Origin of the sequence: Fusicatenibacter sp., from assembly GCF_050872605.1 — a bacterium.
Lineage (GTDB): Bacteria > Bacillota > Clostridia > Lachnospirales > Lachnospiraceae > Fusicatenibacter.
Genome location: NZ_JBNMHD010000001.1, coordinates 152,343 through 174,246 on the forward strand (window position 1 = coordinate 152,343; position 21,904 = coordinate 174,246).

Genomic DNA, 21,904 nt, shown 5'->3' on the forward strand with positions numbered 1-21,904 from the left:
TTCAGAATCTTATGCAGAAATTTTACCATGGCATCCCGGAAAAAAATATCACCTGGGCAGACTTTTTTCTTTCACTTTTCCGACTTCATGAAACACCGCCGCACCTTACTTCTTTTCGCTGAAATTTCTCCGGTACTCCAGCGGTGCATATCCCGTATTTTCTTTGAACATTTTGGTGAAATAAGAAAAATTGCTGTATCCCACATACAAAGACACGGTGTTGATGGGCAGCGTGCTCTGAGTCAGAAGTTTTTTCGCTTCCTCCACTCTCTTTTGAATGATGTAATTGCTGATCGAAATCCCCTTTTCCTTCTTGAAAATACGGGACAGATAATCCGTGTTCAGAAAGACAAGCTCCCCCAGTTCTTCCCGGTGGATCTCCTCCCGGTAATGCGCATCAATGTAGGCGCATACCTGGCTCGTGACAGAATCGGATTTGTTGATATACTGTCTGTACTGAACCGCTTTTCGGATCAGTACCTTTGCGTATTCCATCATTTCCTCTCTTCCATAGAGCGAATTCCGATGCAGATTTTCCATATCGGCGTCTGCAAACAGCGCATACGCCTTGATCTCCCGATCCGAAAGCCAAGCGTAGACAACCTGCGTCAGGTCGGTGCGCAGTGCCGCCAGAAATTCTCTTGTAATCATTCTTTCCCGCTCTGTCCGGTCAAGACACTTCTGCAGCCGCTCCAGCAGCTCATCCGGTTTTTCTTCCGAGAGCAATGCTTTCCACACATCCAGCTCCTTGTTTTCGTAGCTGGTCTTCGGAGCCTGAAACTCAGATAGAAACAGAACCTCATTCCATGCAGAAAGACTGCCGTCCCGCATCTTCAGCAGATTCCGGCTCTGCTCCTGTATCTCCGCCACAAACTCCCAACAGCCTACACCGCACCACAGCTCCGGATAAATTTTTTCATTCATCCATGCCACGAACCGGTGCAGAATTTCGCGGTCCTGTTCTCCATCCTGTGGAAATGCTTTCTCTTTTGACTGTGTGACAATCCAGTAAATCCCCGGCTCTTGATAAAAAACGGTGTCCACCGCAAGATCAGTTTCCTCGTACAGCTCAGACAGCACATTTTCAATCACAAATTCCATCGTCCCAGTATCCCAGACTTCTCGTCTGCTGCTCTTTAGCTCAGGCATCAGACAGATCAACCGGAAATAATGTCCCGGTCCATAAGGGAGCTGGCGCTGTTCTGCTGTCTCACAGAATTTTTCTTCGGAGAAACCGTTCTTCAGCACATTTTTCCAGATATCCTGCTGGAGAATTTTTTTATTCTGGTTCCATTTGATGCTTTCTTTTCTAAGATCCTGGATTTTCTTCTCTTTCGAAACAGATTCCGCTGCGCGCAGTACGGCTTCCTTTAACTTTCCAAAATCAATGGGCTTCAGCAGATAATCGACACTGTTCAGCTGAATCGCTCTTCTCGCATAATCAAACTCTGCATAACTTGTCAGAAAAATAACCTGGACTTTCAGCTCCTCTTTTCTGACCCATTCCACAAAATCAAATCCCGTTCCGCCCGGCATCACAATATCGCTGATGACGATATCAATGTCCACCATTTGCATGATATTCTGCGCCTGCTGTACGGAAAATGCCGTGTAAACCTCATCCACTCCCGTTTCCGTAAGATCGAGGTTTCGTTTGATACTTTCAATCACGTACTCTTCATCATCCACGAGCAATAATTTCATCTTTTTTCTCTCCTGTATGGTATGGAATATGTATATCTACAATTGCGCCGCCAAGCGGACTGTTATCGAAATGAATCTCTCCGGTGTCTCCATAGTAATAATGGAAACGCTTCAGGCAGTTTTCAATTCCGATGTGTTTTCCGTTTTCTGAAATCTCTTCTCCCGCCTTCAGCTTTTGAAGTGTTTCCTCCGGGAAGCCGTTTCCGGTGTCCGAAATATAGATGTTGACATATTTTTCTTCTCCGCGGTCCTCCGGGTAAACAGTCACGGAAATCAGCGGAACTTTTTCCAGTGTCAGCGCATGCTTCGCAGCATTCTCCACAAAGACCTGAATCAGGAACGGGAAGATCAAGGCATCTTCCACTTCCTCATGGACTTCGATATAATAGGTGAATTTTTCCGGATAGCGCAGCAGCAGAATTTTGAGATAATTCTCACAGTGATTCGTCTCCGCTGTCACCGGCACCATATCGCTCGTATTTCGGAAAATATAGGCGAGATAGTCGGAGGTAATGCGGCTCATCGACTTTGCGTGGTCGTACTGTCCGAAATCAATCATACTGTAGATGAAGTTCAGACAGTTCATGTAAAAGTGCGGGCGGATCTGGCTTTTCAGATAATCCATTTCAATCTTCTGTTTTTCCAGTTCCTGCTCGTACAGCGTGATTTTCAACCGGCGGATCTGGTGAATCATGTTGCGGAACTTGTCATCAATCTGCTCCAGCTCCACCAGATTTCCCTCGGACATCTCGAAGGTGTAATCCCCATTATCGTATTTCTGAAGATTTTCCGTAAACAGACTGACGGGATGCAGGATTCTTCTTTCCAGATGAAACAGAAGCATAGAACCGGCAATGACCATTAAAAAGGCAACGCCGAGAAGTGCAAAGATACTTCCGGTCATCAGATTCAGAACGCCTGTCCAGGAAATTTTGATGCGGATTTCAAATGGTGCCTGAGAGAGTTCCTGGCGGAAGGTATAATTACTTGTGTCGATTTTGGAATCATCCGTCAAAATTCCTTTTTCGGTCAGCGTTCCAATGCTTTTTCCATTCTGATCAACCAGGCTGACATAGCCGCTCTTTCCCAGAGACAGACTGGAAAACGGTTCCAGAATCGTCTTCAGATTGACGTAACAGCCAAGTCCAATGCCTTTGCTCTGGGCTACCTTGAACATGTAAACGTCGTCTCCCTGCCGCAGTACAGTCCATTTTTTCTTGATCGTGTACGTCTGCTGATCCAGACTTTTAATCCGGCGTCGGATGGATTCCTTTAAATAGGGGTTGATCGTATAAAGACCCGTAGATGGAATACTTAACTGATATAAATTCTCATCACTTTTTGTATAAAGAAAAATATTGTAATCCGTGCCGAAATCCCATGCCGCGGATACATAATTATTTCGAAGCTTTGTAATGACATATTCTGTATATTGGTCTGTCTCCATCAGATCCATATATTTCCAGAAAGTAGAATCCGGGTTAGAACTATCCATTACCGTAGAAAACAGATCCCGGCTGATGCGAAGAAATCTGTTATCCAGTTCATCCGTATACAGTTTTGAAACTTCTTCCAGCTGTCCATACACCTGCTGCTGGGTTCGTTCCAGAATCATCATGCTCCCGCCCAGAAAAAGCAGAAGCATCCCCAGCAGGATAAACAGCAGATAACGGCTCTGCTGCGCAAGTGTTGTTTTTTTCGCCCGTTTTGAAATGTGCATGAGCGTTTCTCCTTTTCCTTGTTTTCATGGTCAGAATGCTTCCTTCTAAAACCACCTATGGACCCTGTCACTGGCAGGGTCCTTCAAATGCAATGGAGCACAAAAACAGTACACCTCATGTTGTCATGAATCTGTACTGTTTCTGTGATTTTATGTTGGAAACTCAAACGTGTTTCTTTTTGTAAATTTCTACGCGTAAATCAACCTTTTACCGCACCAAGTGTAATACCTTCTGCAAAATATTTCTGCAGGAACGGATAGATGATAAACAGCGGCAGCATAGCGATGAATGCAATTGCCATACGAATCGAAGTTGTCGGCAGCTTTGCTACTTCAGAGCCGATATTTCCGGTTACTTTTCCGCTTGTCAGATACTGAATATCGGTAATCATCTGGTTCAGCAGGTTCTGGATACTGTAAAGTTTCTGACCTTCATTTCCTGACAGATAGTATAAACCATTTGTCCAGTCATTCCAATAGCCAAGTGCGGAAAACAGTCCCATCGTTACCAGAATCGGTTTTCCAAGCGGAAGGGTGATGCTGGTGAAAATCTTCATGTATCCGGCACCGTCAATTTTGGCTGCCTCAAACAGGGCATCCGGAATGCTGGTGCTGAAGTAGCTTCGGATCATCAGCACATTGTTCGCACTTAACAGGAAGCCCGGAACAATCAGTGCCCAGATCGTATTTTTGATGTGGAAATAGTTTACATACATCAGGTAGGTCGGTACCAGTCCGCCGTTGAACAGCATGGTGAAGAATACGAAGAAAGTGATTCCTCTGCGGTATGGCAGTTTTTTAATGGACAGCGGATATGCCAGAAGGGAAGACATGGCAATGTTCGCTGCGGTACCTACGATGGTTACAAAAATCGTAATTCCATATGCCCGCAGGATTTTCTCGCCCTGACGGATAATGTAGGAATACGCATAGAAGCTGAATTTCTCCGGGAAGAACGAATATCCGTTGCGGATCAGTGTGTTTTCATCGGTCAGAGATGAAATAAATACCAGTAAGAACGGCAGTACAATGGACAGTGTAATGATAACAAGTACCACATTAATCCAGAACTGGAAACGTTTTGCTTTTTTTGAATTTGTCATGATTCCACCCTCCTAGAATAATGCCTGGTCTTTGTCTACTTTGCGGACAATCCAGTTACTGAACATTACGACACAGAAGCCAACCAGTGACTGGTATACACCAGCAGCAGATGACATACTGATATTTCCCTGCTCAATCAGGGCACGGTATACATACGTATCGATTACGTTTGTGGTCGGGAACAGGACACCGGAGTTCATTGGTACCTGATAGAACAGACCGAAATCGGAGTAGAAAATTCTTCCGATGCTGAGAAGCAGTAAGGTGATGATGGTTGGTACAAGACACGGCAGCGTAATTTTCGTGATCTCCTGCCATTTGCTTGCGCCGTCCAGTCTTGCAGCCTCATAGTAAGAAGGATCAATACCAATGAGGGATGCGATGTAGATCAGACATCCATATCCTACGCCTTTCCAGCAGTTTGCGATGATCAGGATCGCCGGCCAGTATTTCGGTTTCTGGTACCACTGAATCGGATCAATGTGGAAGAACGGAAGGATCGAGTTGTTGACAAGACCGTTTTCTGCACTTAACAGAGCGTAAACGATGTAGCTTAAGATAACCATGGACATCAGGAACGGAAGAAGAATTGCACTCTGATACAGTTTTTTGAGTTTTGTATTTTTTACTTCTGTGATCAGAATCGCAATCGCAATGCCGACTACCATGTTTACGAGGATGAATGCAACGTTGTACAACAGTGTGTTTCTTGTGATGATCCATGCATCCTTGGATGAGAACAGGAACTTGAAGTTGTCAAGTCCTGCCCACGGGCTTGCCCAGATACCTTTGGCAAAATTCAGCTTCTTAAATGCGATCACCATACCTGCCATCGGAAGGTAGTTGTTGATCAGCAGATACAGAAGTGCCGGAACCATCATCAGATAAAGCGGCCAGTATTCTTTCAGCGCGTTTTTCTTTTTTCCTTTTTTAACCTCTGCTTTTTTCATAAAGCGTTTCTCCTTTTATAAGGCTGTTTTACTATGTTCTTTTACAGTGAAAGCTCCACATCTTTTTTTGAAGAGTGGAGCTTTCGGTTACTGTTTCACACCGGCTTTTTCTTTCTCGCCCCGGCTGTGTCTGTTTACAAATTATTTATTTGCAAGAAATGCATCCAGCTGCTCCTGTTTTGCAGCAATGACATCGTTGATTCCTGCATCATCCAGTGCCTCGAGGAACTGAGGAATCAGTTCTTCCGGATCACCGGAACCGCTGTAAAGTGCGCCGCTGTACTGTTTTACAACGTTGGACAGAGCTGCTACCTGATTGGTGTAGTTGCTGTTGTCAAAGACAAATCCAAGTGCTTTGGACTCTGTGCCGGAAGCGTTGAAATCAGACATTTTCTCCCAGAGCTGCGGGTCAGATCCATCCCATTTGTATGCGATGAACTGGTTTGGAAGCTCCCATCCACAGTTAAAGCTGTAACCTACGTTGTCTGCTGTTACGCCGTCCGGGTAGTTGATGATTCCGTTTTCTTCGTCTTCTACTACGTAGTCAGTTCCCTCTTCGCCCCAGTTCAGAAGGTTCATAACCTCCGGGCTGCCGTAGATGTAATCCAGAACCTGCATTGCTTTGTCCGGATTCTCGGAATTCTGTGCTACAGAGAAGATGATGTTGCTGTAGGAAGAGGAGTTGATGATCGGTGCGTCATAGAACGGAACGATCTCAAAGTCATATCCTGTAGAGCTCTGGAACTCAACCGGAGTACCTGGATGATAAGAGAAGAACAGGGAGAACAGGTTTCCTGCTTTGCATACAGTTCTCCAGTTTTCTGTGTTTGTTCCGGCATCCTGGCTGATGTAGCCTTTCTTGTACCAGTCATACAGCATCGTTGTGGTATCTTTGAACCAGTCAGTTGCAAAGAAGTTTTCTACGGTTGTGCTGTTGGTCTGATCCATCAGGACACCACAGTAGTTGGCATCGCCAAGTGCATCGCCGCGGAACAGACGAGTCAGCGGGGTATCACCTTCGTTGATGGAATACAGCATGGTCATATCAGGCTCGCCTGCCTGTACGGTCTCAAATACTTTTTCCATATCCTGCGGCTCTTTGATGTCATCAGTGTTGATGTTGTATTTCTCTACCAGGTCTTTTCTCATGAAGATTGCCGGAATGTTACCACGCTCGATCTGGTTCGGAACGCCGTATACGAATCCGTCAACGTTGTTGGATTTTACGATATCCTCGCCATAGATATCTTTCAGGTTTGTGCCGTATTTGTCGATCAGCTCGGTCATATCCATGATCTGTCCAGAGTGCATGTACTGTACGGCTGTTGTTGCGTTTGTGTACAGAAGGTCGATTTTCTCATCACCGGAAAGCATTAACTGTAACTGCTGTGTTGCACTTGCCCACGGAAGAACAACGATATCCAGTTTTGCATTCAGCGCCGGTTCCAGAATCTCGTTGATTTTCTCCTCGATTCTTTCCTCGTCCTGCTGCTGGCTTCCCTGCAGTACCAGTGTTACGGTGTATGGATCGCCTTCGTCATTTGATGCTGTGCTTCCGGAAGCTGCGGATGAACCGGAATTCGAACTGGAACCAGATCCTGAGTTTCCGCATGCTGCCATGGAAAATGCCATGACTGCTACAAGGACACCTGCTAAAACTTTTTTCTTCATTTTCTCTCTCCTTTTCACATGTCGTGTTGTGTGATCTTTGATGGTTGTATTATAGCAATTTTCCGACTTGTAACTCTATAACTGATTTGACTTTGGAATATCACTCGTCTGACCTTTGGTGTCGTTTTGACGTCATTCTGATGTCATTTTTGCGCCATTTTACCGTCAAAAATGGCTCCTTTCCCACCTGTTCTGTGAAAAAGAAGCCATTTTTCTAAAAGTTCTCCACCATCTTCGCCCCTTCCGCTTCGTCAAGTTCTGTCACGGTTCCGTCCATCACGCGGTAGACTCTCTGGCAGAGGCCGAGGACGCTGGGACGGTGGGTGGTGACGATGCAGGTTTTGTTGGGGCGCTGACGGATGATGTTTCGAAGGACATTCCGTTCCGTGGTGACGTCGAGGGCGGAGGTTGCCTCATCGAGAAGCAGAATCGGGGCATCACGGAGGATGGCGCGGGCGATGGCGAGGCGCTGGGACTGTCCTTCGGAGAAGCCGCGGCCGCGTTCGCCGACACGGCTGTTGATGGTGTCGGGCAGATACTGGACGAAATCCCAGGCGCAGGAGATTTTGAGAGCTTCGATGATTTCCGCATCGGCGGCATCCTCTTTTACCATGCGCATATTTTCTGCGATCGTTCCCGAAAGAATGGTGTTTCCCTGCGGGACGTAGGCGAAAAGGTGACGGGTTTCGGCGTTCATGGGGATTGTTTTTCCGTCTGAGGCGATCATCACCGTTTCGCCCTCCTGCGGGTGGATGAGGCCGAGGATCAGGCGGATCATGGTTGTTTTTCCCCCACCGGACGGACCGACCAGCGCGACGATTTCGCCGGGGGCGGCTTGGAAGTCGGATTCTGTGATGACACGATTTCCTTCTATATAAGAAAACTCCACACCGCGCATCTGCACCTGAAAGCCGTCTTTTGCGAGCGGATCGAGTTCGGCGCTCTCGGGGATATGGACTTCTTTCGGCAGTTCCACAAGTTCCCGGATGCGGTGCGCGGATACGGAGCTGTTGAGGAAGGACGGAATAATCGAAATCACGTTACTGAATGCACCGGAGAGATTGCTCCGCTGCTGCAGGAACAGCGTCATCGTTCCGTAGGTGATATCGTGTGTCCACAGGCGGAACAGGCAGTAGCCGAAGGCGATGAACTCTACGGTACTTCCAAGAATCGACAGTACAATATTCGTCTTGATCGTAAACAGATTATATTTCAGACTGATGTCTTTAAACATTCCCTGCCACCACCGCATCTTTCTGCTGTAATATGGGGCAATGCCGAAGGACTTGATCGTGTCGAAATTGTAGAACGCTTCCACCTCAAAACCCATCAGTCTGCTGCTCATCTCGCGCACTTTTCTGCTGTACTCCCGCTGGCGGCGGATCATGAAACGGGACATCAGAAGGAGAAAGGGGGCACTTAAGAAAGCGATCAGAGCCATCATCCAGTCATAGTGGAGGATCACGAAAAAGGTGGCAATGAAATTATAAATGGCGATAATGATCGTCGGGAGCCAGCTGATTGCGTTGCCGCTGACAGTCCCGATGTCGCCGTTGAAACGGTTAAGTACGTCACCGTTCGAATATTTGCTGATTTCGAGCCAGTCCGCATCCACAATCTTGTCAAAAATATCCGCCTGAATGTCGTTGTTGATGGCGATACTGAGTTTCGTCGAGATGCGGTTAATGATGCTTCCGAAACCAAGACTGAACACGGTGCTTCCGATCATGATTCCGAGAAGCAGCGGCAGTTTCTGCATCTGGTAGCCGGTGATGATGTCGATCAGGTATTTTCCTGCCACGCTGCCGACAAGGCCGAGTGATGTGCTCAGGATACCGAGAATCGTGTAGAAAATGATCGCGCCTTTGTAACGCGCACTGTAGCTGAAAATCCATTTCCAGTCGTCGATGATTTCGGAAAAGGTGCCGTTTTTCCAGCGCTCTGCCAGAATGCGGAGGGATTCGAAGGAGGCGTCCTTATTTTCCTCTTTGGGTTCTTCCTGCATGCGCGCCTCCTTTCGTTCTCTCATCTGATTTCAGAAATTTTAACCTCATTTTTGAGGCGGCTCTGCTCTTCGCCGTGTTTCTCTCCGCCTTCTCCTTCTTTTGTTTTGGATTTCTGTTTTTTCCCTCTCTGGGATCTTCTGCCGTGCGGATCATATCGTATTTTTTCAGCAGTGCAACACGCTCTGTGCCGACTTCCAGGCTGGATTTCTGCTCTCTTCCGGCATGATGCTGTTGCCGCATCCATTTAAAGATCCGCTGTGCATATGCTGCCGGAATCAGGCATGGATGCTTTGCTGCATAGGGATACGTATTCCTTATATAAGAAGACTCTGGAAACAACGACTTCCAGACTCCGCCCGTCCCCGTCTTCCGTTCGTTGACTCCGGTTTCAGCCGCATATAGGGTAATGTTTGCACTGTGGATGCGCCCCGCACTCGATTTTCCAAATGCACCGGCATCAAGGATATCCGTCAGAAGGGCTTCGGAGTCCGGGCGGATCTTCTTCGTACAACGGACTGCTCCGCTCTCCTCATAAGAAAATCCCAGATACCGCTCCCCGATATCCAGCATATTGATGCAGAAACACGTCATGTGATACTGTTCGCACAGCCGCCAGAACATCTTCCAGTCAATTTTGCTTCCATATGTCCGAATCATCTGCACCATATCACAGATCTGGCGGATGCCGACACCGCCGTGGAGGAAATGCTTGAAGCTGTGGCAGAGGAGGTAGAAAAGATGATGCGTTTCCTCTAAAGTATAAATGATTTGTCCCTGCACTTCCATCTGGGACGGATGCTCGAAAACGTTGGAAAATGCATGGTTCAGATAGCCGTATGCGGAGGAAGTTCTGCTGAACAGGCTGGTATGGATCTCATAAAAAGCACCTGTTTTGGGATGAATGTAACCCATCTCCTCCGGAATCGCATCGGTTTCTGAATCATGCGGTTTTTCCGACTGCTGCGGCTTTTTCGACAGATCTCTCTTCTCCCGCTTCCAAACCTCCGCATCGCCTGATCCCGCCCATTGTTTATCCCGCACAAAACCTTTCTTTACAAAATAAGTATCCACTGCCGCAAAATCTTTCGCCTGAATCAGCAGATCCTCATCTCCGGACGGGCGCAGGTCCGGTTTGGGGTAAAGTGATCTGCACACGATTCCTTTCATTACCAGCGGCTGTATGCCTGTTTTTTCCAGCTCTTTTTCGTCCGCAAGAAACAGGGCAGTCCGTGAAACCTGCTGCATCACGCTCTGCATTGCCTGCATTTTTATCTGGCCGCGGAACTCTGCCGGAAGCTGCAGAAATGCCGGTGTTTTCCCCACCACATCATAGACTGCCGCCAGCAGCGAATGCCGGGACGCCAGTACAAACAGATGATTCCATTGTTTTTCTGTCAGCCCCTCAATTTCCGCCGGAGCCGCTTTTTCTTCTGTCAAAAACGCACGAATCACCGCAAGGAATGCGGTTTCTGTTTCTGTAATCATCTTCTTTTCCTTTCGTTTTCTCTGCGTGCGGACGGGATTCCGCCAGACGTTTCCTGCTTTTTCCACAAAGAGGGCTTCCTGCACGCATCATTTTCCACGGAATTTGCTTCTTTTTTCCTTTTATCCACAGAGAAGAATCGGGCATATCCATGCATCAGAACCGGGCGAAGCGGGATGATGCGAATCCAGACCTGTGCAAAAAACTCCCACCAGAACGTTCCCGGCACAAGTATTTTTCCTTTTCGTTCCACTTTTGTCACCCGTGCAAACATCTGCTCCCGCTGCACGTGATGCTCGATTTCCGTCTGTGCATCCCCGATCATATCGTAACCGTCTGCATGAACGCGGCAGATCCGATGCACGACAAACTGTCCGCCCGGCCGCTCGTAAAATACGATATCACCTTTCCGAAGCTCCCGCTCCGGCGATCGGAAGAAAATGCTATCGCGTCCATGAATCAGAAACGGTGCCATACTGCTACCGGAAATCACCATACGCACTTCCCTGCCCTGCTCCACAAGTTCTTTCAGCATTTCGACATAGGAATGGGTATCCACCATTTTCATGCATGTTTCTCCCTTTTCTGAATCCTGTTTCTGCGCAGTGCAGCTGCATATGTTTCACTTTCGAACGAACCGGCCCCAATCTCCTGCTCCAGCGTTTTCACCGCATCTTCTGAAATATCGCACGCCAGATGATACACCGGAACTTTTCCGGCCAGCTGTTCCAGAAGGTCGAGACTGTGCACCAGTCCCTCCCTGTCCCAGCGGTTCATGGTGATCTGTCCGTATAAACTTGTAAATGCCTCCGCCGGACGCAGCCGCCACGCCTGATTCGTCTTTGCCTGGCTCAGCATTACAATGCATCCGACCGGGAGCTTTTTGTTTTCGCAGACCCCTGATGTTCCGCAGACCGGCCAGCCGTTTGCTGTCCACGCTGTGCCGTCATATTCCAGCAATGCCTTATCCCCATTTACGGTACGGCTTCCCCGGTACTGCTCCCAGAGTCCCGCCTGCGTGGTTTTGCCTGTTCCCGATGGTGCAGAAAAGAGCATTGCTTTCCCCTGATACTCCGTGTATGCACAGTGCAGAATCAGGCACGGCCGCTCCGCCAGACGGCGCTCCAGGGCAAAGAGGGAAAGAAAAACAACTTCATACTTTTCAACTTCTGCCAGATACCACCTGCCGACGAAAACCTCCGCACGATTTTGCGCAGTCTCACGGTAGAGTGCATAAGGACGCTCTTCTCCTTTCACACCGATCCGGCGGCTCTCCAATCCTTCTTTTGTATGAAATACCTGCAGATCGACCCGATCCACAATCAGCTCTCCCTCCGCTTCCGGCAATATATCGACAGCCGTAATGATATATGTATAATCCGCAGAATCCGTTTCCACCGAAAATTTTTCCATATCCGCCGGAAGTACCAGCTTTTCCGGAAACTTCAGCCGGAAGGAAAAACTCCCTGTCTGAAATGTTTTTTCCATCAAAAACTCCTCTTTCTCCCCATGATCTTCCCGTCTCCCCGCAGCGTATCACGATCCCTTTTTCCGCATTTATGATAGCAAAAAAAAGAGACTCCGTCAATCTTTAGAGTCTCTTTTGTAATAAAATACGTAATTTTATTTTTGACTGATCTGCAGCGTTTTATAGCCATGCCGGAAATACAGGATCTCCGCTGCACCGGTAATCGTCCACGAAAAGATATACAGCAGGTACAGTGACGTAATGGTATGGAAATACGCAAAAATCGTGTACACCCAGATCACACGGAACACGCAGGAGCCGAGAATAATGATAATCGTCGGCGGAACGCTTTTTCCGATTCCGCGGGATGCCGCCGTCGTGCAGTCCATGAACGACGCAACCGCGAACGAAAAGCTCATGATTTTCAGTCGTTCCATTCCGGCGTTGATGACCGCCTGATCTGTTGCGAACAGGGATAAAAACTGCCGTCCGAAAATCAGAAGCAGTACACCGGACAGTGTTCCCGCCATAAAGGAGTAAAACAGACTGATCAGATAGCTTTTCAGCATCCGGTCCCGCTTTCCGGCGCCCCAGTTGCTGCTGATAAAGCTGGCACAGGCGGTATAGAACGCTGCCATGATATTAAAAACCAGCGTATCGGCATTGGCGGCTGCCGCATTTCCGGAAACGGTGACGGCATCGAAGGAGTTGACACCGGCCTGAACGAACAGGTTGGCAACCGCAAAAATCGCATTCTGGATTCCCGCCGGGATACCGAGCATCAATACCATTTTGGCAGCATATGCATCCATTCGGATTTTTGACGGATGCAGCCGGCACTCGTCTCTCCGCCGCAGGAGATTTAAAATAACGAGGACTGCGGAGACATACTGCGCAATCACGCTCGCCGTCGCCACACCATCGGCCGCCATGTGAAGAACGATAACGAAATACAGGTTCAGAATCACGTTCAGCACACCGGCGATCGTCAGATAGATCAGCGGGCTTCGCGTATCACCGCGCGCACTCAAAACGCCGTTGCCGAAATTGTAAATTCCCATCGCAGGCATGCCGAGCGCGTAGATTTTCATGTAGAGAACCGCGCCGTCCATCAGCTCATCTTTCGTGTGCAGGATCGACAGCATATTAGCGGAAAACAAAATGCAGATCACGCTCACAAGCAGACCGATCAGCGTACAGAGCAGCAGCGAGGTATGAAGCGCTTTCGAAACCGTCTCCCGATTCCCCGTACCAAGTCCATGCGCCACACGCACATTCACACCGCTTCCCATACCGATCAGAAATCCGGTGAACAGCGAAACCAGCAGTGTCGTCGATCCCACCGATCCCAACGCCTTATAATCCGCAAACCGCCCGACAACCGCCACATCACTCAGGTTGAACAGAACCTCGAGGACCTGCGAACACATCAACGGAATACTGAACATAAAAATATTCTTCCACAGCGAACCTTCCGTCATGGCAATCGCGGTGGATTTTCTGTTTTGACTCATTGCTTTTGTGAACCTTTTCTGTTTTTAAATATTTTACTAAGACTTCCCTTCCCAAAATGGGCGCTCTTAGTTAAATTTTAAAATAATAATTTGGCAATGTATTTTGCAAGATAATAACATTATTGTTCCTGCACTACATAATTTACAATTTTATCATATAACGCATTCTGAATATCATCTGTGTTTTTTTCATCGCACAAAAAGTCTTTTAATACATTATATCTAATCATTCTATTTGTGTGTTTATTCAGTCCTTCTGACGAAGCTAACTTATATTTTTTTAACATATCATAAATATCTTTCTCCTCGTCAGATAATTTTCCATCCATATCCATATCATTGTCAAAAACCGAATACAATTTTACAAAATTTTTCAATTTTTCCACATGAGTTCCTGTAACGTTTTTGCCCTCTCTCTGTAAATAGAAAATAACAGAAAAAGCTGTATATAGCTGTGCTTTTCTTTTTACAAACTTTAAAATATCATCATCCTCAATAAATTTTCTCAATTCAGTGATTGCATCGCAAATATGTTGTTTATCACTTTCAGCCTCTGTATACCCTGTTTGCAGATCTTCATATGCCTGATTTAAAGGTTTTTGATCTGTTTGATCTATAATCCCCTGCCGATATAGCAAAATCAAAGTTCCACAAAATTCCACATCCTTCATTCTCTTTATGTCAGTATTATTAAACAAATGCTTTTCTTCCCATATTTCATTTTCAGACAGGTCTCTTGCTAATGCCGCAAAATCTCCTGATATACTGTTTCGTTTTTCTTGATCATTTAAATTAAAATCTGTCAAATTTAATCTTCTAAATACTTCTACAATTTCTTCTTTAGTTGATTCCTGACTTATCTCAATAATCATTAATCGATAATTCCAAAATGCAGTTTTCACACTTGGATCTAAATCTTTAAAAAATTTATTTCCATATTTCTCTTTAATTCCCGCATCTAATAAATACTGCGATTTTAGTTTATAGTCGTTATCTATAAAAGAAGAAATCGCCTTTATTCTTTGTTGACCATCCACAATATGTGTCACCGATTCTCCCGTTTCTGGGTCTGTTTCTGCTTTCCAAAAAAACACCTCCGGAATTACAAGCTTAAGTAAAATTGTTTCTATTAATCTTATCTTATCTTTTTCTCCCCATACCGATCTTCTTTGATATGATTCATCTACAATTAAGCTTCCGCTCGAAAACATTGTATTAATTTCTTTTATACTCTTATGATTGTCAGCAAAAGAAAACATTTTAACCCTCCAAACATTTTTTTGTCTTTTCAATTCCTATAATTTGATATTCTTCTAAATCTTCCCATGATCTATAAATTCTATACGTAATTGGATGCACTATCATTAACTCATCTTGCAGCAACTTATTAATAGGGGCTACAACTGCAAGCCATTCTGCTCTGATTGGCGGTATTTCCATCAAAACTTTATCATTGATATATCCTCGGAATATAGAAGCTGTCAATTGTTGATAAAATCTTTTATATTGTATCTTTTCCGTTTGCCTCATTTTGTCCCAATAATATTGATATAATCTCTCTGAGATAATAGCAATATCTATATCTGAGGATTTTTGCGTATCACTTTCATCATGAAATGGTGTCAAAAGTTTATTTGGCGACAGACTAAAACCTGTCTTAGCGCTTCCTACAAGCTGCAAACTATGAAAACTAATGTTAAAATGCTCAGAAACAATTTCTTTAAATCTATCCAACACATCTATCACTTCATCACTAGGTATTTCTAAATAATCAGAAAAATACCAGTATTTTGATTTTACAATATATTTGATGTAAAAATCACGTGTATCTAATGATATCAAATCCGCTTTTATCATTTCTGCATCTATCATTTATATCCCCACCTTAATTCATATGTTTTTCAATCCACCCTTGCAACTCCATAGCAATTCCATTTGCTAACAAATAAGGGACTCCATTTCCAACCATTTTAAACTTTGCAGATAAAGATAACGTTGGTAAAACCTCAAACCACCCTGGTAAAGATTGTATTGCCAACGCTTCTGCTATGCTTATCCTTCTTGGTTGGTATGGGTGTAAATGTACTTCATTATTGCCATATGCCGCAGTCGGAGAATATCTCCACCTATGTAATCGTTTAAATGACTTTTTCGAAGTATCTCCTTCAGCTATGCTATTAAATTTATCATTTGCAACAGTGTTAAAATAATCCATTGAATTTGCATGATTTCCTACATCATTTTTTCTAAACCAATACTCCACTGTTACTTCTGGAATTATATCTTGTGGCTCATTTCGCATAATTCCAACTTGGAACGGATCAACAGTTGGCCAATTACACATCTCTACCTGATCCATATTATATATTTTATTGGTTCCAATTGCATATTTTAGATTCCTCCCGAATTTTTTCCGGTTAAATCCCACTAATATTAGTCTATCTCTGAACTGAGGCACTCCATATTCCAAAGCATTCTCTATCGAATCAAATAATGAATATCCCGCTCGATATAGCCTTTTTTTCATCTGCTCATAAAATATTTTATGTTTTTTTGTCTGATATAAGCCTTTTACATTTTCTAACACAAAAAAATCTGGCTGACGTTTAATAATTAGCCTTACATACTTTTCTGTTAATTTACCATTTTCCCCTGTACTTCCCGCATTTTTACCAGCAGTTGAAAAGTCCGGGCACGGAGGCCCACCAATAAACCCAATAAGCCTATCTTTATTTCTCGAATCGTAATCCGGAAATTGTTCATTCCAAACCCTATCATTTAGAAATTCTTCTATGCTTCCTTCATAGTATCCATAACGTGGGAAGTGTAGTCTATTTCTTCTAGCATACTGATATGCTTGTATAAAATTATGGTTATATTCATTAACGAACGCTATATCAAACCCCGCTTCTTCGAATCCTAAATCCATGAAACCTAGTCCAGAGAAGAAAGAAAAAACTTCAATTGACATTTTAATCTCCCGAGTTAAATTCTACTAATTTCTTCCAATCAATACTTCCATCTTCTTGGCAGAAACTATTTGCAAACTCTCTAACCAGTCTATTGGCTGCTCTATTATAGCTCTTTTTATAATCAGCAACATATTTCTCTGGCATAGTTCCCATGTATCCAATAATCTTTATGTAAAAATCTTCATCTCCTGTTAATTCCGCCCAAAAACGTTTTCCAGCCAACTCCTGATACATTTTAGGCTTTCCTCTTCCAGATTCTTTCTTTTTACCATAACAATATCCAATATACGCTTCATATCTTGCTTTTGCTTGCTTTGCCAACTTAGAAGCAGCCGTAAAATTCTGCTCCTGTCTTTTCTTGCTGTCTGCATTAAATACAGACGGTCCACTTTTAACAGCTATTGCTGAAATTGTATTTGTCTCATTGTTCTGAATCATAATATCAATGCCTTCTGCCAAAGCCTTGTTTCCACCACTTGCCGCAATAGCAATTGGCTCAAAAAAGCAATTGCCAAAAATGGTTTCTTCACTGGAACTTACAAATGCGTTAAGTACCGAATCCACAATTTCAGTTGCGCTCTGCATAGCTTTTGCACGATATAAATATGGATTTTTACGTTTCATTACTTTCTGGATGTTTAATCCATCTATTTTTTCAATTAATGCTCCATAAAATGTTTCCAATGCAGATGCGATTGACTGGATCACTGCCTGTTCATCATATGAATTATTTAATGGCATATAAACTTCCTCCCAATTCTATTGCATTTCTAATCTTATTATGCACATTTGTCCCTCTAAAACGTTTTGTTTGGACAACCGCAGTATTATCAGCTACAGAAAGTACCGTTTTTCCAATAGCTTCAGCTAATCCTACCGGAACTGCATTCCCAATTTGACGATATTTCGCTGCTGTTGTTCCAGTAAATACCCAATCATCTGGAAATTGTTGAATCCTTGCATATTCTTTTACACTTAACGGTCTATTCTGTGTCGGATGGCACATCATTGTCGCCTTCTGCACCGGAGAAGTAACTACCGTTGGTGAAGGCTGATCATACGATAACCTTCTATAAAATCCAACTTTTCCTCCTCCTGATTTATATGCACCACCCATTGCAATCGGAATAATATCCTCTGGCAAATCTCTCCAGTTTCCACCTTCCGGAACCATTTTTAAAAATTTCATTCTTTCTTGACTTAATGTTGCACATTCTCCATAATCAAATTCCAAATCTTTTATTACACTTCCAACAGTTTGCCACTGATATTTCTTATCTTGATGCATTTGAAAATGTGTGGGAATTGGTAAAAAAACATTTTCATCATCACGGCTTCCGATTAATACAAATCTCTCTCTAAATTGAGGAACACCATAATTTACAGCATCCAACACCCCATATACTGTCTTATATCCTAATTTGTCAAATTCAGATAAAATTACATCAAGCACTGTACCTAGTTTTTGTTCAGGGTCATTCTCATCTCTTTCAGATAAAGGTACATGTTTTAACGGTGATGACATAATTCCTTTTACGTTTTCCATTACAAAAAATCGAGGCTGTATGTAATCTATCATACGAATAAAATCCATAAACAAACTTCCTCTTGGATCATTTATGCCCAATCTTTTTCCCGCAGTTGAAAAAGGCTGGCATGGTGGTCCCCCGCAAATCAAAAATGGCTCACCCACTGATAAACCAGTCATATCTAACAGTTGTTGTGGTTGTATTTCTCTAATATCTCCTCCCAACACCTTATGCCCATTAGCTTTCATCGTTTTCACGCATGCTGCGTCAAAATCTTGTCCAATCACTACATTTAAACCTGCTTTTCCCAATCCAATATCTAACCCCATTGCCCCGGAAAATAAAGAAATAACATCTCTATTAGTAGCATATCTACTATAATTATTCTGTTTTATATTTTTATGCATTAAACTTTCTCTCCGTTTTTTAATACGAATTTTCTTTCAAAAGAACTATTTACCGCATCTGCTATATCTTCTAATTCAGCTATGGTAAAACTCTCTCTTTTCATTTTCCCATTAAAATTCTGTGGTGTTGTCCCTATTCGCCGTGCAAGTTCAGCCACACTGATATCTGATCTCACACACAGCACCTTGATTTGTTCAGAAATCGTCATTTCGGGTACCTCTTCATTTAATCAACTTTTACTTAACAAGTATAAAGCATAACATTTACATCGTCAATCAAATAATTCATCCTGTGCAGACATTGGTACTTGTATCTTTTTATTTAAATTGTTAAAATACTTTATACAAAAGGTGGTGAAAATAGTTATGTCTCGTAACCCCGAAATTGTGTCTAAAAATATGCGAAAAATCCACAGTAAAGATACCTCCATTGAAATCCAACTAAGGAAAGCTCTGTGGCACAAAGGATACCGATACCGTAAAAACTATAAAGCTTTACCTGGCTCTCCTGATATTGTTCTTACCAAATACAAGATTGCTATTTTTTGCGACAGTGAATTTTTTCATGGAAAAGACTGGGAAATCCTAAAACTTCGTCTTGAAAAGGGCAACAATCCAGATTACTGGATCAAAAAAATTGAACATAACCGTTCCCGTGATTTTGAAACCGATAAAAAGCTTCTATTTCTGGGCTATACAGTTATACATTTCTGGGGACAAGATATCAAAAAACATACTGACGAGTGTCTCCAGGCCATTGAAGAAGCTATATGGGATACTATCTTCTCCAATGATGCTATTGATATTGATCTTTCAGATGAATAACCAAAAGTTTGTGGCCATATTTTTCTACAATACAGTCACAAACTTTTTCTCTGTAAAAACAATATGGTTTTTCGTTCTCTTATCTCACTCTTTTTCAGCCCCCAAGCTAGGCATTCCTGAATGCTTCCCTTTAACATTTTGCCCACCTACTGCTTCTTTTCTTGTAATAAATCCGCTTTTACATTTCTGCTTTTGTTACTTCTTTCCGATCCTGATAGCGGATCATCACATACCAGTTTCCACTAGAGTACGCGACGCTTCGACGGAGCGAACGACTTCCGTCCAGTCCATTGTGCTGATTGCGTTGATGTATTCCTGGGACACTTCGCGGTTTGGGATTGCTACGGTTTCTTTTTCGTTATCGTATGTCAGATACCCTAAGTGTACCAGCAGGGTCAGGACATCATCCCGGGTGGCAAATGTTGTCATGTCGTTGCTGAAAGTTCCTGTATTAATTCGAATGCTTCCGCCTGCCAGCATTTCTACTATGGCATCTTTCAGGCCGTCCATGTTCATCTGGATGTAAACTTTCAGTGCCTCATACGTTTCTGTCTGATTCCAGTATGTTCCAAACTTGCGTCTCTGCATTGCCTCGACAACGGATTTCGGACTGTACATGGAATAGACTTTTCGGTTTCCATTTTCATGTGAGATCAGATGATATCCGTTGTACCAGGCTCTTGCTTCTTCAAAACTCATGGTATACTGTTCACACAGCTCCTGCACTTCCGACTCGGTGAAACCAAAATATTCTGCCAGATCTCCGGCGTCTGTCATGGAATACTCGGTGAACATATTCAATGCGGAATGGGAACCATATTTTTTGACTGGCAAAATTCCTGTCATGTATGCCAGTGCAATGTATTCCTTATCTTTCAGCCAGAACCGCAGGAAGTCCAGATATTTTTTCTGCGCATTCTGATCCTGCTGATACTCCCGGAACAGGCAGTCCCATTCATCAATCAGAATCACAAAGGAATGACGCGTGCTGGCGTAGACATCTTTCATTACCTGCACCAGATTCTTTTCATCACGGAAGCGCACCTGACTGTACTGCTCTTTGAGATCAAAAATCAGATAGTCGTTCAGCATGCGCAGCATTTCGTCAATGCCGCTTGTTGCGCTTAAAAATTCCTGCATATTGATTTTTATTACATCATACTGATTCCGATGTTTTTTATATGTTTCGCTTCCGCCGATTTTCAAATTCCGAAATAATGCATCGGTGTCTGTGCTTCTGTCATAATAAGCCGCCAGCATATCCGCTGCCATAGATTTTCCAAATCGTCTCGGACGGCTCACGCACAGATACCGCTGGAGTGTCCGCACACAGCGATTTGTTTTTTCTATCAGACCGCTTTTATCCACAAAAATCTGCGACTGAAGCGCCATCTCAAAAAGATCACTTCCAGGGTTCAAATAGCTTCCCATATTGTCCGTACCTCCGTTTTCATTTCTTTCTCTATCTTATCACGAAACCTTCCTTTCATCTACAGAAAAAGCAAATATCACAACACCTGTTTTTTGCCAAATTTTTCCTTGACAATTAATCTCCATTTCTTTATAATCTTATTTGTAATAGAAACTGTAATATTTTACTAATTACACAGCACTGTGCTTTCGAAAGAGGGACCATAGGATGATGGAGGATGTAGTGGATCATACTTTTTCAAAAGAGAAACGCTATTGTGCCAATGAAGATTACATAGTAAGAGAAATTGCCGGGGAAACGATTCTTGTGCCGACGGGGGCGAGTACGGATCATTTTAATGGGATGATGACGCTGAATGAGACTTCGCGGTTTTTGTGGGAATTGTTTCGGATGCCGCATACGCTGGCCGAGACGGTTGCGGCTGCACAGGAACGGTATGACGACGATTCGGGATCTCTGGAACCGGATATTTATGATTTTATGAATGAAAGTGTAATGCTTGGATTTCTGAAGGAGGAGGAGTGAAGATGGAAAAAATGAAGTGGACACGGCCGGAAGTGGCCGGAGAACTGTTTGAGGCGAATGAGTATGTGGCGGCATGCATCACAGGTGTGATTCAGTGTGCTTATCCGGGTAATGGAAAGACCAATGGTAAAACAGACCGCTTTGATGATTATAATGGAAAAGAAAGCGGCTATTATAGAGATTCTCAGGGTATGCTGCATGGCCTTTGCGGAAACGATGCAAAAATCTCTTTCAATGGGGATACCGGAACTGGTTATGAATATATTGGCAATCAGATTCAGCGAAATCGACCAATTTATAATATTAAAGGATATGAAGCCAAAGCTGGTACTTACTACGGTGTACAATGGAACAGTGATGACGGGGATAATCACAGCGGTACGTATTCTCATATTGGCCGTCTTGTCATTACCGACATTGACAGTAGCCATCCAAACCATTCCTAAGCTCGCACAATTCAACTATAGCAAGATCCAAAAATAACACAGTAATTCACGTTCTGCGGTGCTGAATTTTTTGCATTATTTTCTGGAATTGTTATAAAACAGAAATCTTCTAATTCACCCGAAATACGGTCAGCTCCCCAGAAGTTGG

The 21,904-nt window shown here is 43.8% G+C and carries 20 protein-coding genes; 3 read left to right on the forward strand and 17 right to left on the reverse strand.

Going from position 1 to position 21,904, the window contains the following annotated elements; genetic code table 11:
• Positions 1-105: 105 nt before the first annotated feature.
• The 16 genes from ACY2VT_RS00690 to ACY2VT_RS00765 form a co-directional block, all read right to left on the reverse strand.
• The gene (locus ACY2VT_RS00690) at positions 106-1,704 is read right to left on the reverse strand and encodes a response regulator transcription factor (RefSeq protein WP_461878528.1); all 1,599 of its coding nucleotides are present in this window, start codon (positions 1,702-1,704) and stop codon (positions 106-108) included.
• Positions 1,682-3,424, reverse strand: coding sequence for a sensor histidine kinase (locus tag ACY2VT_RS00695; protein WP_461878529.1), 1,743 nt, complete (start codon positions 3,422-3,424; stop codon positions 1,682-1,684). The genes ACY2VT_RS00690 and ACY2VT_RS00695 overlap by 23 nt, the downstream gene beginning before the upstream one ends.
• Positions 3,425-3,624: 200 nt before the next feature.
• A complete protein-coding gene (locus tag ACY2VT_RS00700) occupies positions 3,625-4,527 on the reverse strand; it encodes a carbohydrate ABC transporter permease (RefSeq protein ID WP_461878530.1) in 903 nt (300 codons plus the stop codon).
• A 12-nt stretch (positions 4,528-4,539) separates the two neighbouring features.
• Positions 4,540-5,478, reverse strand: a complete 939-nt coding sequence (locus tag ACY2VT_RS00705) for an ABC transporter permease (RefSeq protein WP_461878531.1) — start codon at positions 5,476-5,478, stop codon at positions 4,540-4,542.
• 141 nt (positions 5,479-5,619) lie between these two features.
• The gene (locus ACY2VT_RS00710) at positions 5,620-7,149 is read right to left on the reverse strand and encodes an ABC transporter substrate-binding protein (protein ID WP_461878532.1); all 1,530 of its coding nucleotides are present in this window, start codon (positions 7,147-7,149) and stop codon (positions 5,620-5,622) included.
• A 214-nt stretch (positions 7,150-7,363) separates the two neighbouring features.
• Entirely contained in the window at positions 7,364-9,154 is a 1,791-nt protein-coding gene (locus ACY2VT_RS00715) for an ABC transporter ATP-binding protein (RefSeq protein WP_461878533.1), read from the reverse strand.
• Positions 9,126-10,640 (reverse strand): nucleotidyltransferase domain-containing protein, encoded by a 1,515-nt coding sequence (locus ACY2VT_RS00720; RefSeq protein ID WP_461878534.1) that lies wholly within the window; start codon positions 10,638-10,640, stop codon positions 9,126-9,128. Before ACY2VT_RS00720 ends, ACY2VT_RS00715 begins: the two co-directional genes overlap by 29 nt.
• Positions 10,637-11,206: a S24/S26 family peptidase gene (locus ACY2VT_RS00725; protein ID WP_461878535.1), complete on the reverse strand. Its 570-nt coding sequence runs from the start codon at positions 11,204-11,206 to the stop codon at positions 10,637-10,639. Before ACY2VT_RS00725 ends, ACY2VT_RS00720 begins: the two co-directional genes overlap by 4 nt.
• Positions 11,203-12,126 carry a hypothetical protein gene (locus tag ACY2VT_RS00730; protein ID WP_461878536.1) on the reverse strand — a complete coding sequence of 308 codons (924 nt, stop codon included), beginning with the start codon at positions 12,124-12,126 and terminating at the stop codon, positions 11,203-11,205. The genes ACY2VT_RS00725 and ACY2VT_RS00730 overlap by 4 nt, the downstream gene beginning before the upstream one ends.
• Positions 12,127-12,261: 135 nt before the next feature.
• On the reverse strand, positions 12,262-13,620 hold the full coding sequence (locus ACY2VT_RS00735; RefSeq protein WP_461878537.1) for an MATE family efflux transporter: 1,359 nt from the start codon (positions 13,618-13,620) through the stop codon (positions 12,262-12,264).
• A gap of 119 nt (positions 13,621-13,739) precedes the next feature.
• A complete protein-coding gene (locus ACY2VT_RS00740; RefSeq protein ID WP_461878538.1) occupies positions 13,740-14,879 on the reverse strand; it encodes a DUF262 domain-containing protein in 1,140 nt (379 codons plus the stop codon).
• Position 14,880: 1 nt separating this feature from the next.
• The gene (locus ACY2VT_RS00745) at positions 14,881-15,492 is read right to left on the reverse strand and encodes a hypothetical protein (protein ID WP_461878539.1); all 612 of its coding nucleotides are present in this window, start codon (positions 15,490-15,492) and stop codon (positions 14,881-14,883) included.
• A gap of 13 nt (positions 15,493-15,505) precedes the next feature.
• The gene (locus ACY2VT_RS00750) at positions 15,506-16,591 is read right to left on the reverse strand and encodes a DNA cytosine methyltransferase (protein ID WP_461878540.1); all 1,086 of its coding nucleotides are present in this window, start codon (positions 16,589-16,591) and stop codon (positions 15,506-15,508) included.
• A gap of 1 nt (position 16,592) precedes the next feature.
• Positions 16,593-17,333: a PmeII family type II restriction endonuclease gene (locus ACY2VT_RS00755; protein WP_461878541.1), complete on the reverse strand. Its 741-nt coding sequence runs from the start codon at positions 17,331-17,333 to the stop codon at positions 16,593-16,595.
• Positions 17,320-18,528, reverse strand: coding sequence for a DNA cytosine methyltransferase (locus ACY2VT_RS00760; RefSeq protein WP_461878542.1), 1,209 nt, complete (start codon positions 18,526-18,528; stop codon positions 17,320-17,322). Before ACY2VT_RS00760 ends, ACY2VT_RS00755 begins: the two co-directional genes overlap by 14 nt.
• Positions 18,528-18,737: a helix-turn-helix domain-containing protein gene (locus ACY2VT_RS00765; RefSeq protein ID WP_066546090.1), complete on the reverse strand. Its 210-nt coding sequence runs from the start codon at positions 18,735-18,737 to the stop codon at positions 18,528-18,530. Before ACY2VT_RS00765 ends, ACY2VT_RS00760 begins: the two co-directional genes overlap by 1 nt.
• Positions 18,738-18,894: 157 nt before the next feature.
• Here ACY2VT_RS00765 and ACY2VT_RS00770 point away from each other — a divergent pair, with 157 nt between their 5' ends.
• Entirely contained in the window at positions 18,895-19,353 is a 459-nt protein-coding gene (locus ACY2VT_RS00770; protein WP_461878544.1) for a very short patch repair endonuclease, read from the forward strand.
• A 225-nt stretch (positions 19,354-19,578) separates the two neighbouring features.
• Here the strand turns inward: ACY2VT_RS00770 and ACY2VT_RS00775 are convergent, their stop codons facing one another.
• Positions 19,579-20,784, reverse strand: a complete 1,206-nt coding sequence (locus ACY2VT_RS00775; protein WP_461878545.1) for an AAA family ATPase — start codon at positions 20,782-20,784, stop codon at positions 19,579-19,581.
• 208 nt (positions 20,785-20,992) lie between these two features.
• Here ACY2VT_RS00775 and ACY2VT_RS00780 point away from each other — a divergent pair, with 208 nt between their 5' ends.
• Both ACY2VT_RS00780 and ACY2VT_RS00785 read left to right on the forward strand, forming a co-directional pair.
• Entirely contained in the window at positions 20,993-21,310 is a 318-nt protein-coding gene (locus ACY2VT_RS00780) for a PqqD family protein (RefSeq protein WP_461878546.1), read from the forward strand.
• Between the two features lie 2 nt (positions 21,311-21,312).
• Positions 21,313-21,756, forward strand: a complete 444-nt coding sequence (locus tag ACY2VT_RS00785; RefSeq protein ID WP_461878547.1) for a hypothetical protein — start codon at positions 21,313-21,315, stop codon at positions 21,754-21,756.
• Positions 21,757-21,904 lie beyond the last annotated feature (148 nt).

Coding starts and splice junctions, on each gene's coding strand:
- ACY2VT_RS00765 (WP_066546090.1), bottom strand. CDS start 18,737: ATGACGATTTCTGAACAAATCAAGGTGCTGTGTGTGAGATCAGATATC.
- ACY2VT_RS00695 (WP_461878529.1), bottom strand. CDS start 3,424: ATGCACATTTCAAAACGGGCGAAAAAAACAACACTTGCGCAGCAGAGC.
- ACY2VT_RS00755 (WP_461878541.1), bottom strand. CDS start 17,333: ATGCCATTAAATAATTCATATGATGAACAGGCAGTGATCCAGTCAATC.
- ACY2VT_RS00715 (WP_461878533.1), bottom strand. CDS start 9,154: ATGCAGGAAGAACCCAAAGAGGAAAATAAGGACGCCTCCTTCGAATCC.
- ACY2VT_RS00720 (WP_461878534.1), bottom strand. CDS start 10,640: ATGATTACAGAAACAGAAACCGCATTCCTTGCGGTGATTCGTGCGTTT.
- ACY2VT_RS00705 (WP_461878531.1), bottom strand. CDS start 5,478: ATGAAAAAAGCAGAGGTTAAAAAAGGAAAAAAGAAAAACGCGCTGAAA.
- ACY2VT_RS00750 (WP_461878540.1), bottom strand. CDS start 16,591: ATGTCAATTGAAGTTTTTTCTTTCTTCTCTGGACTAGGTTTCATGGAT.
- ACY2VT_RS00780 (WP_461878546.1), top strand. CDS start 20,993: ATGATGGAGGATGTAGTGGATCATACTTTTTCAAAAGAGAAACGCTAT.
- ACY2VT_RS00785 (WP_461878547.1), top strand. CDS start 21,313: ATGGAAAAAATGAAGTGGACACGGCCGGAAGTGGCCGGAGAACTGTTT.
- ACY2VT_RS00770 (WP_461878544.1), top strand. CDS start 18,895: ATGTCTCGTAACCCCGAAATTGTGTCTAAAAATATGCGAAAAATCCAC.
- ACY2VT_RS00690 (WP_461878528.1), bottom strand. CDS start 1,704: ATGAAATTATTGCTCGTGGATGATGAAGAGTACGTGATTGAAAGTATC.
- ACY2VT_RS00735 (WP_461878537.1), bottom strand. CDS start 13,620: ATGAGTCAAAACAGAAAATCCACCGCGATTGCCATGACGGAAGGTTCG.
- ACY2VT_RS00745 (WP_461878539.1), bottom strand. CDS start 15,492: ATGATAGATGCAGAAATGATAAAAGCGGATTTGATATCATTAGATACA.
- ACY2VT_RS00710 (WP_461878532.1), bottom strand. CDS start 7,149: ATGAAGAAAAAAGTTTTAGCAGGTGTCCTTGTAGCAGTCATGGCATTT.
- ACY2VT_RS00775 (WP_461878545.1), bottom strand. CDS start 20,784: ATGGGAAGCTATTTGAACCCTGGAAGTGATCTTTTTGAGATGGCGCTT.
- ACY2VT_RS00760 (WP_461878542.1), bottom strand. CDS start 18,528: ATGCATAAAAATATAAAACAGAATAATTATAGTAGATATGCTACTAAT.
- ACY2VT_RS00730 (WP_461878536.1), bottom strand. CDS start 12,126: ATGGAAAAAACATTTCAGACAGGGAGTTTTTCCTTCCGGCTGAAGTTT.
- ACY2VT_RS00700 (WP_461878530.1), bottom strand. CDS start 4,527: ATGACAAATTCAAAAAAAGCAAAACGTTTCCAGTTCTGGATTAATGTG.
- ACY2VT_RS00740 (WP_461878538.1), bottom strand. CDS start 14,879: ATGTTTTCTTTTGCTGACAATCATAAGAGTATAAAAGAAATTAATACA.
- ACY2VT_RS00725 (WP_461878535.1), bottom strand. CDS start 11,206: ATGAAAATGGTGGATACCCATTCCTATGTCGAAATGCTGAAAGAACTT.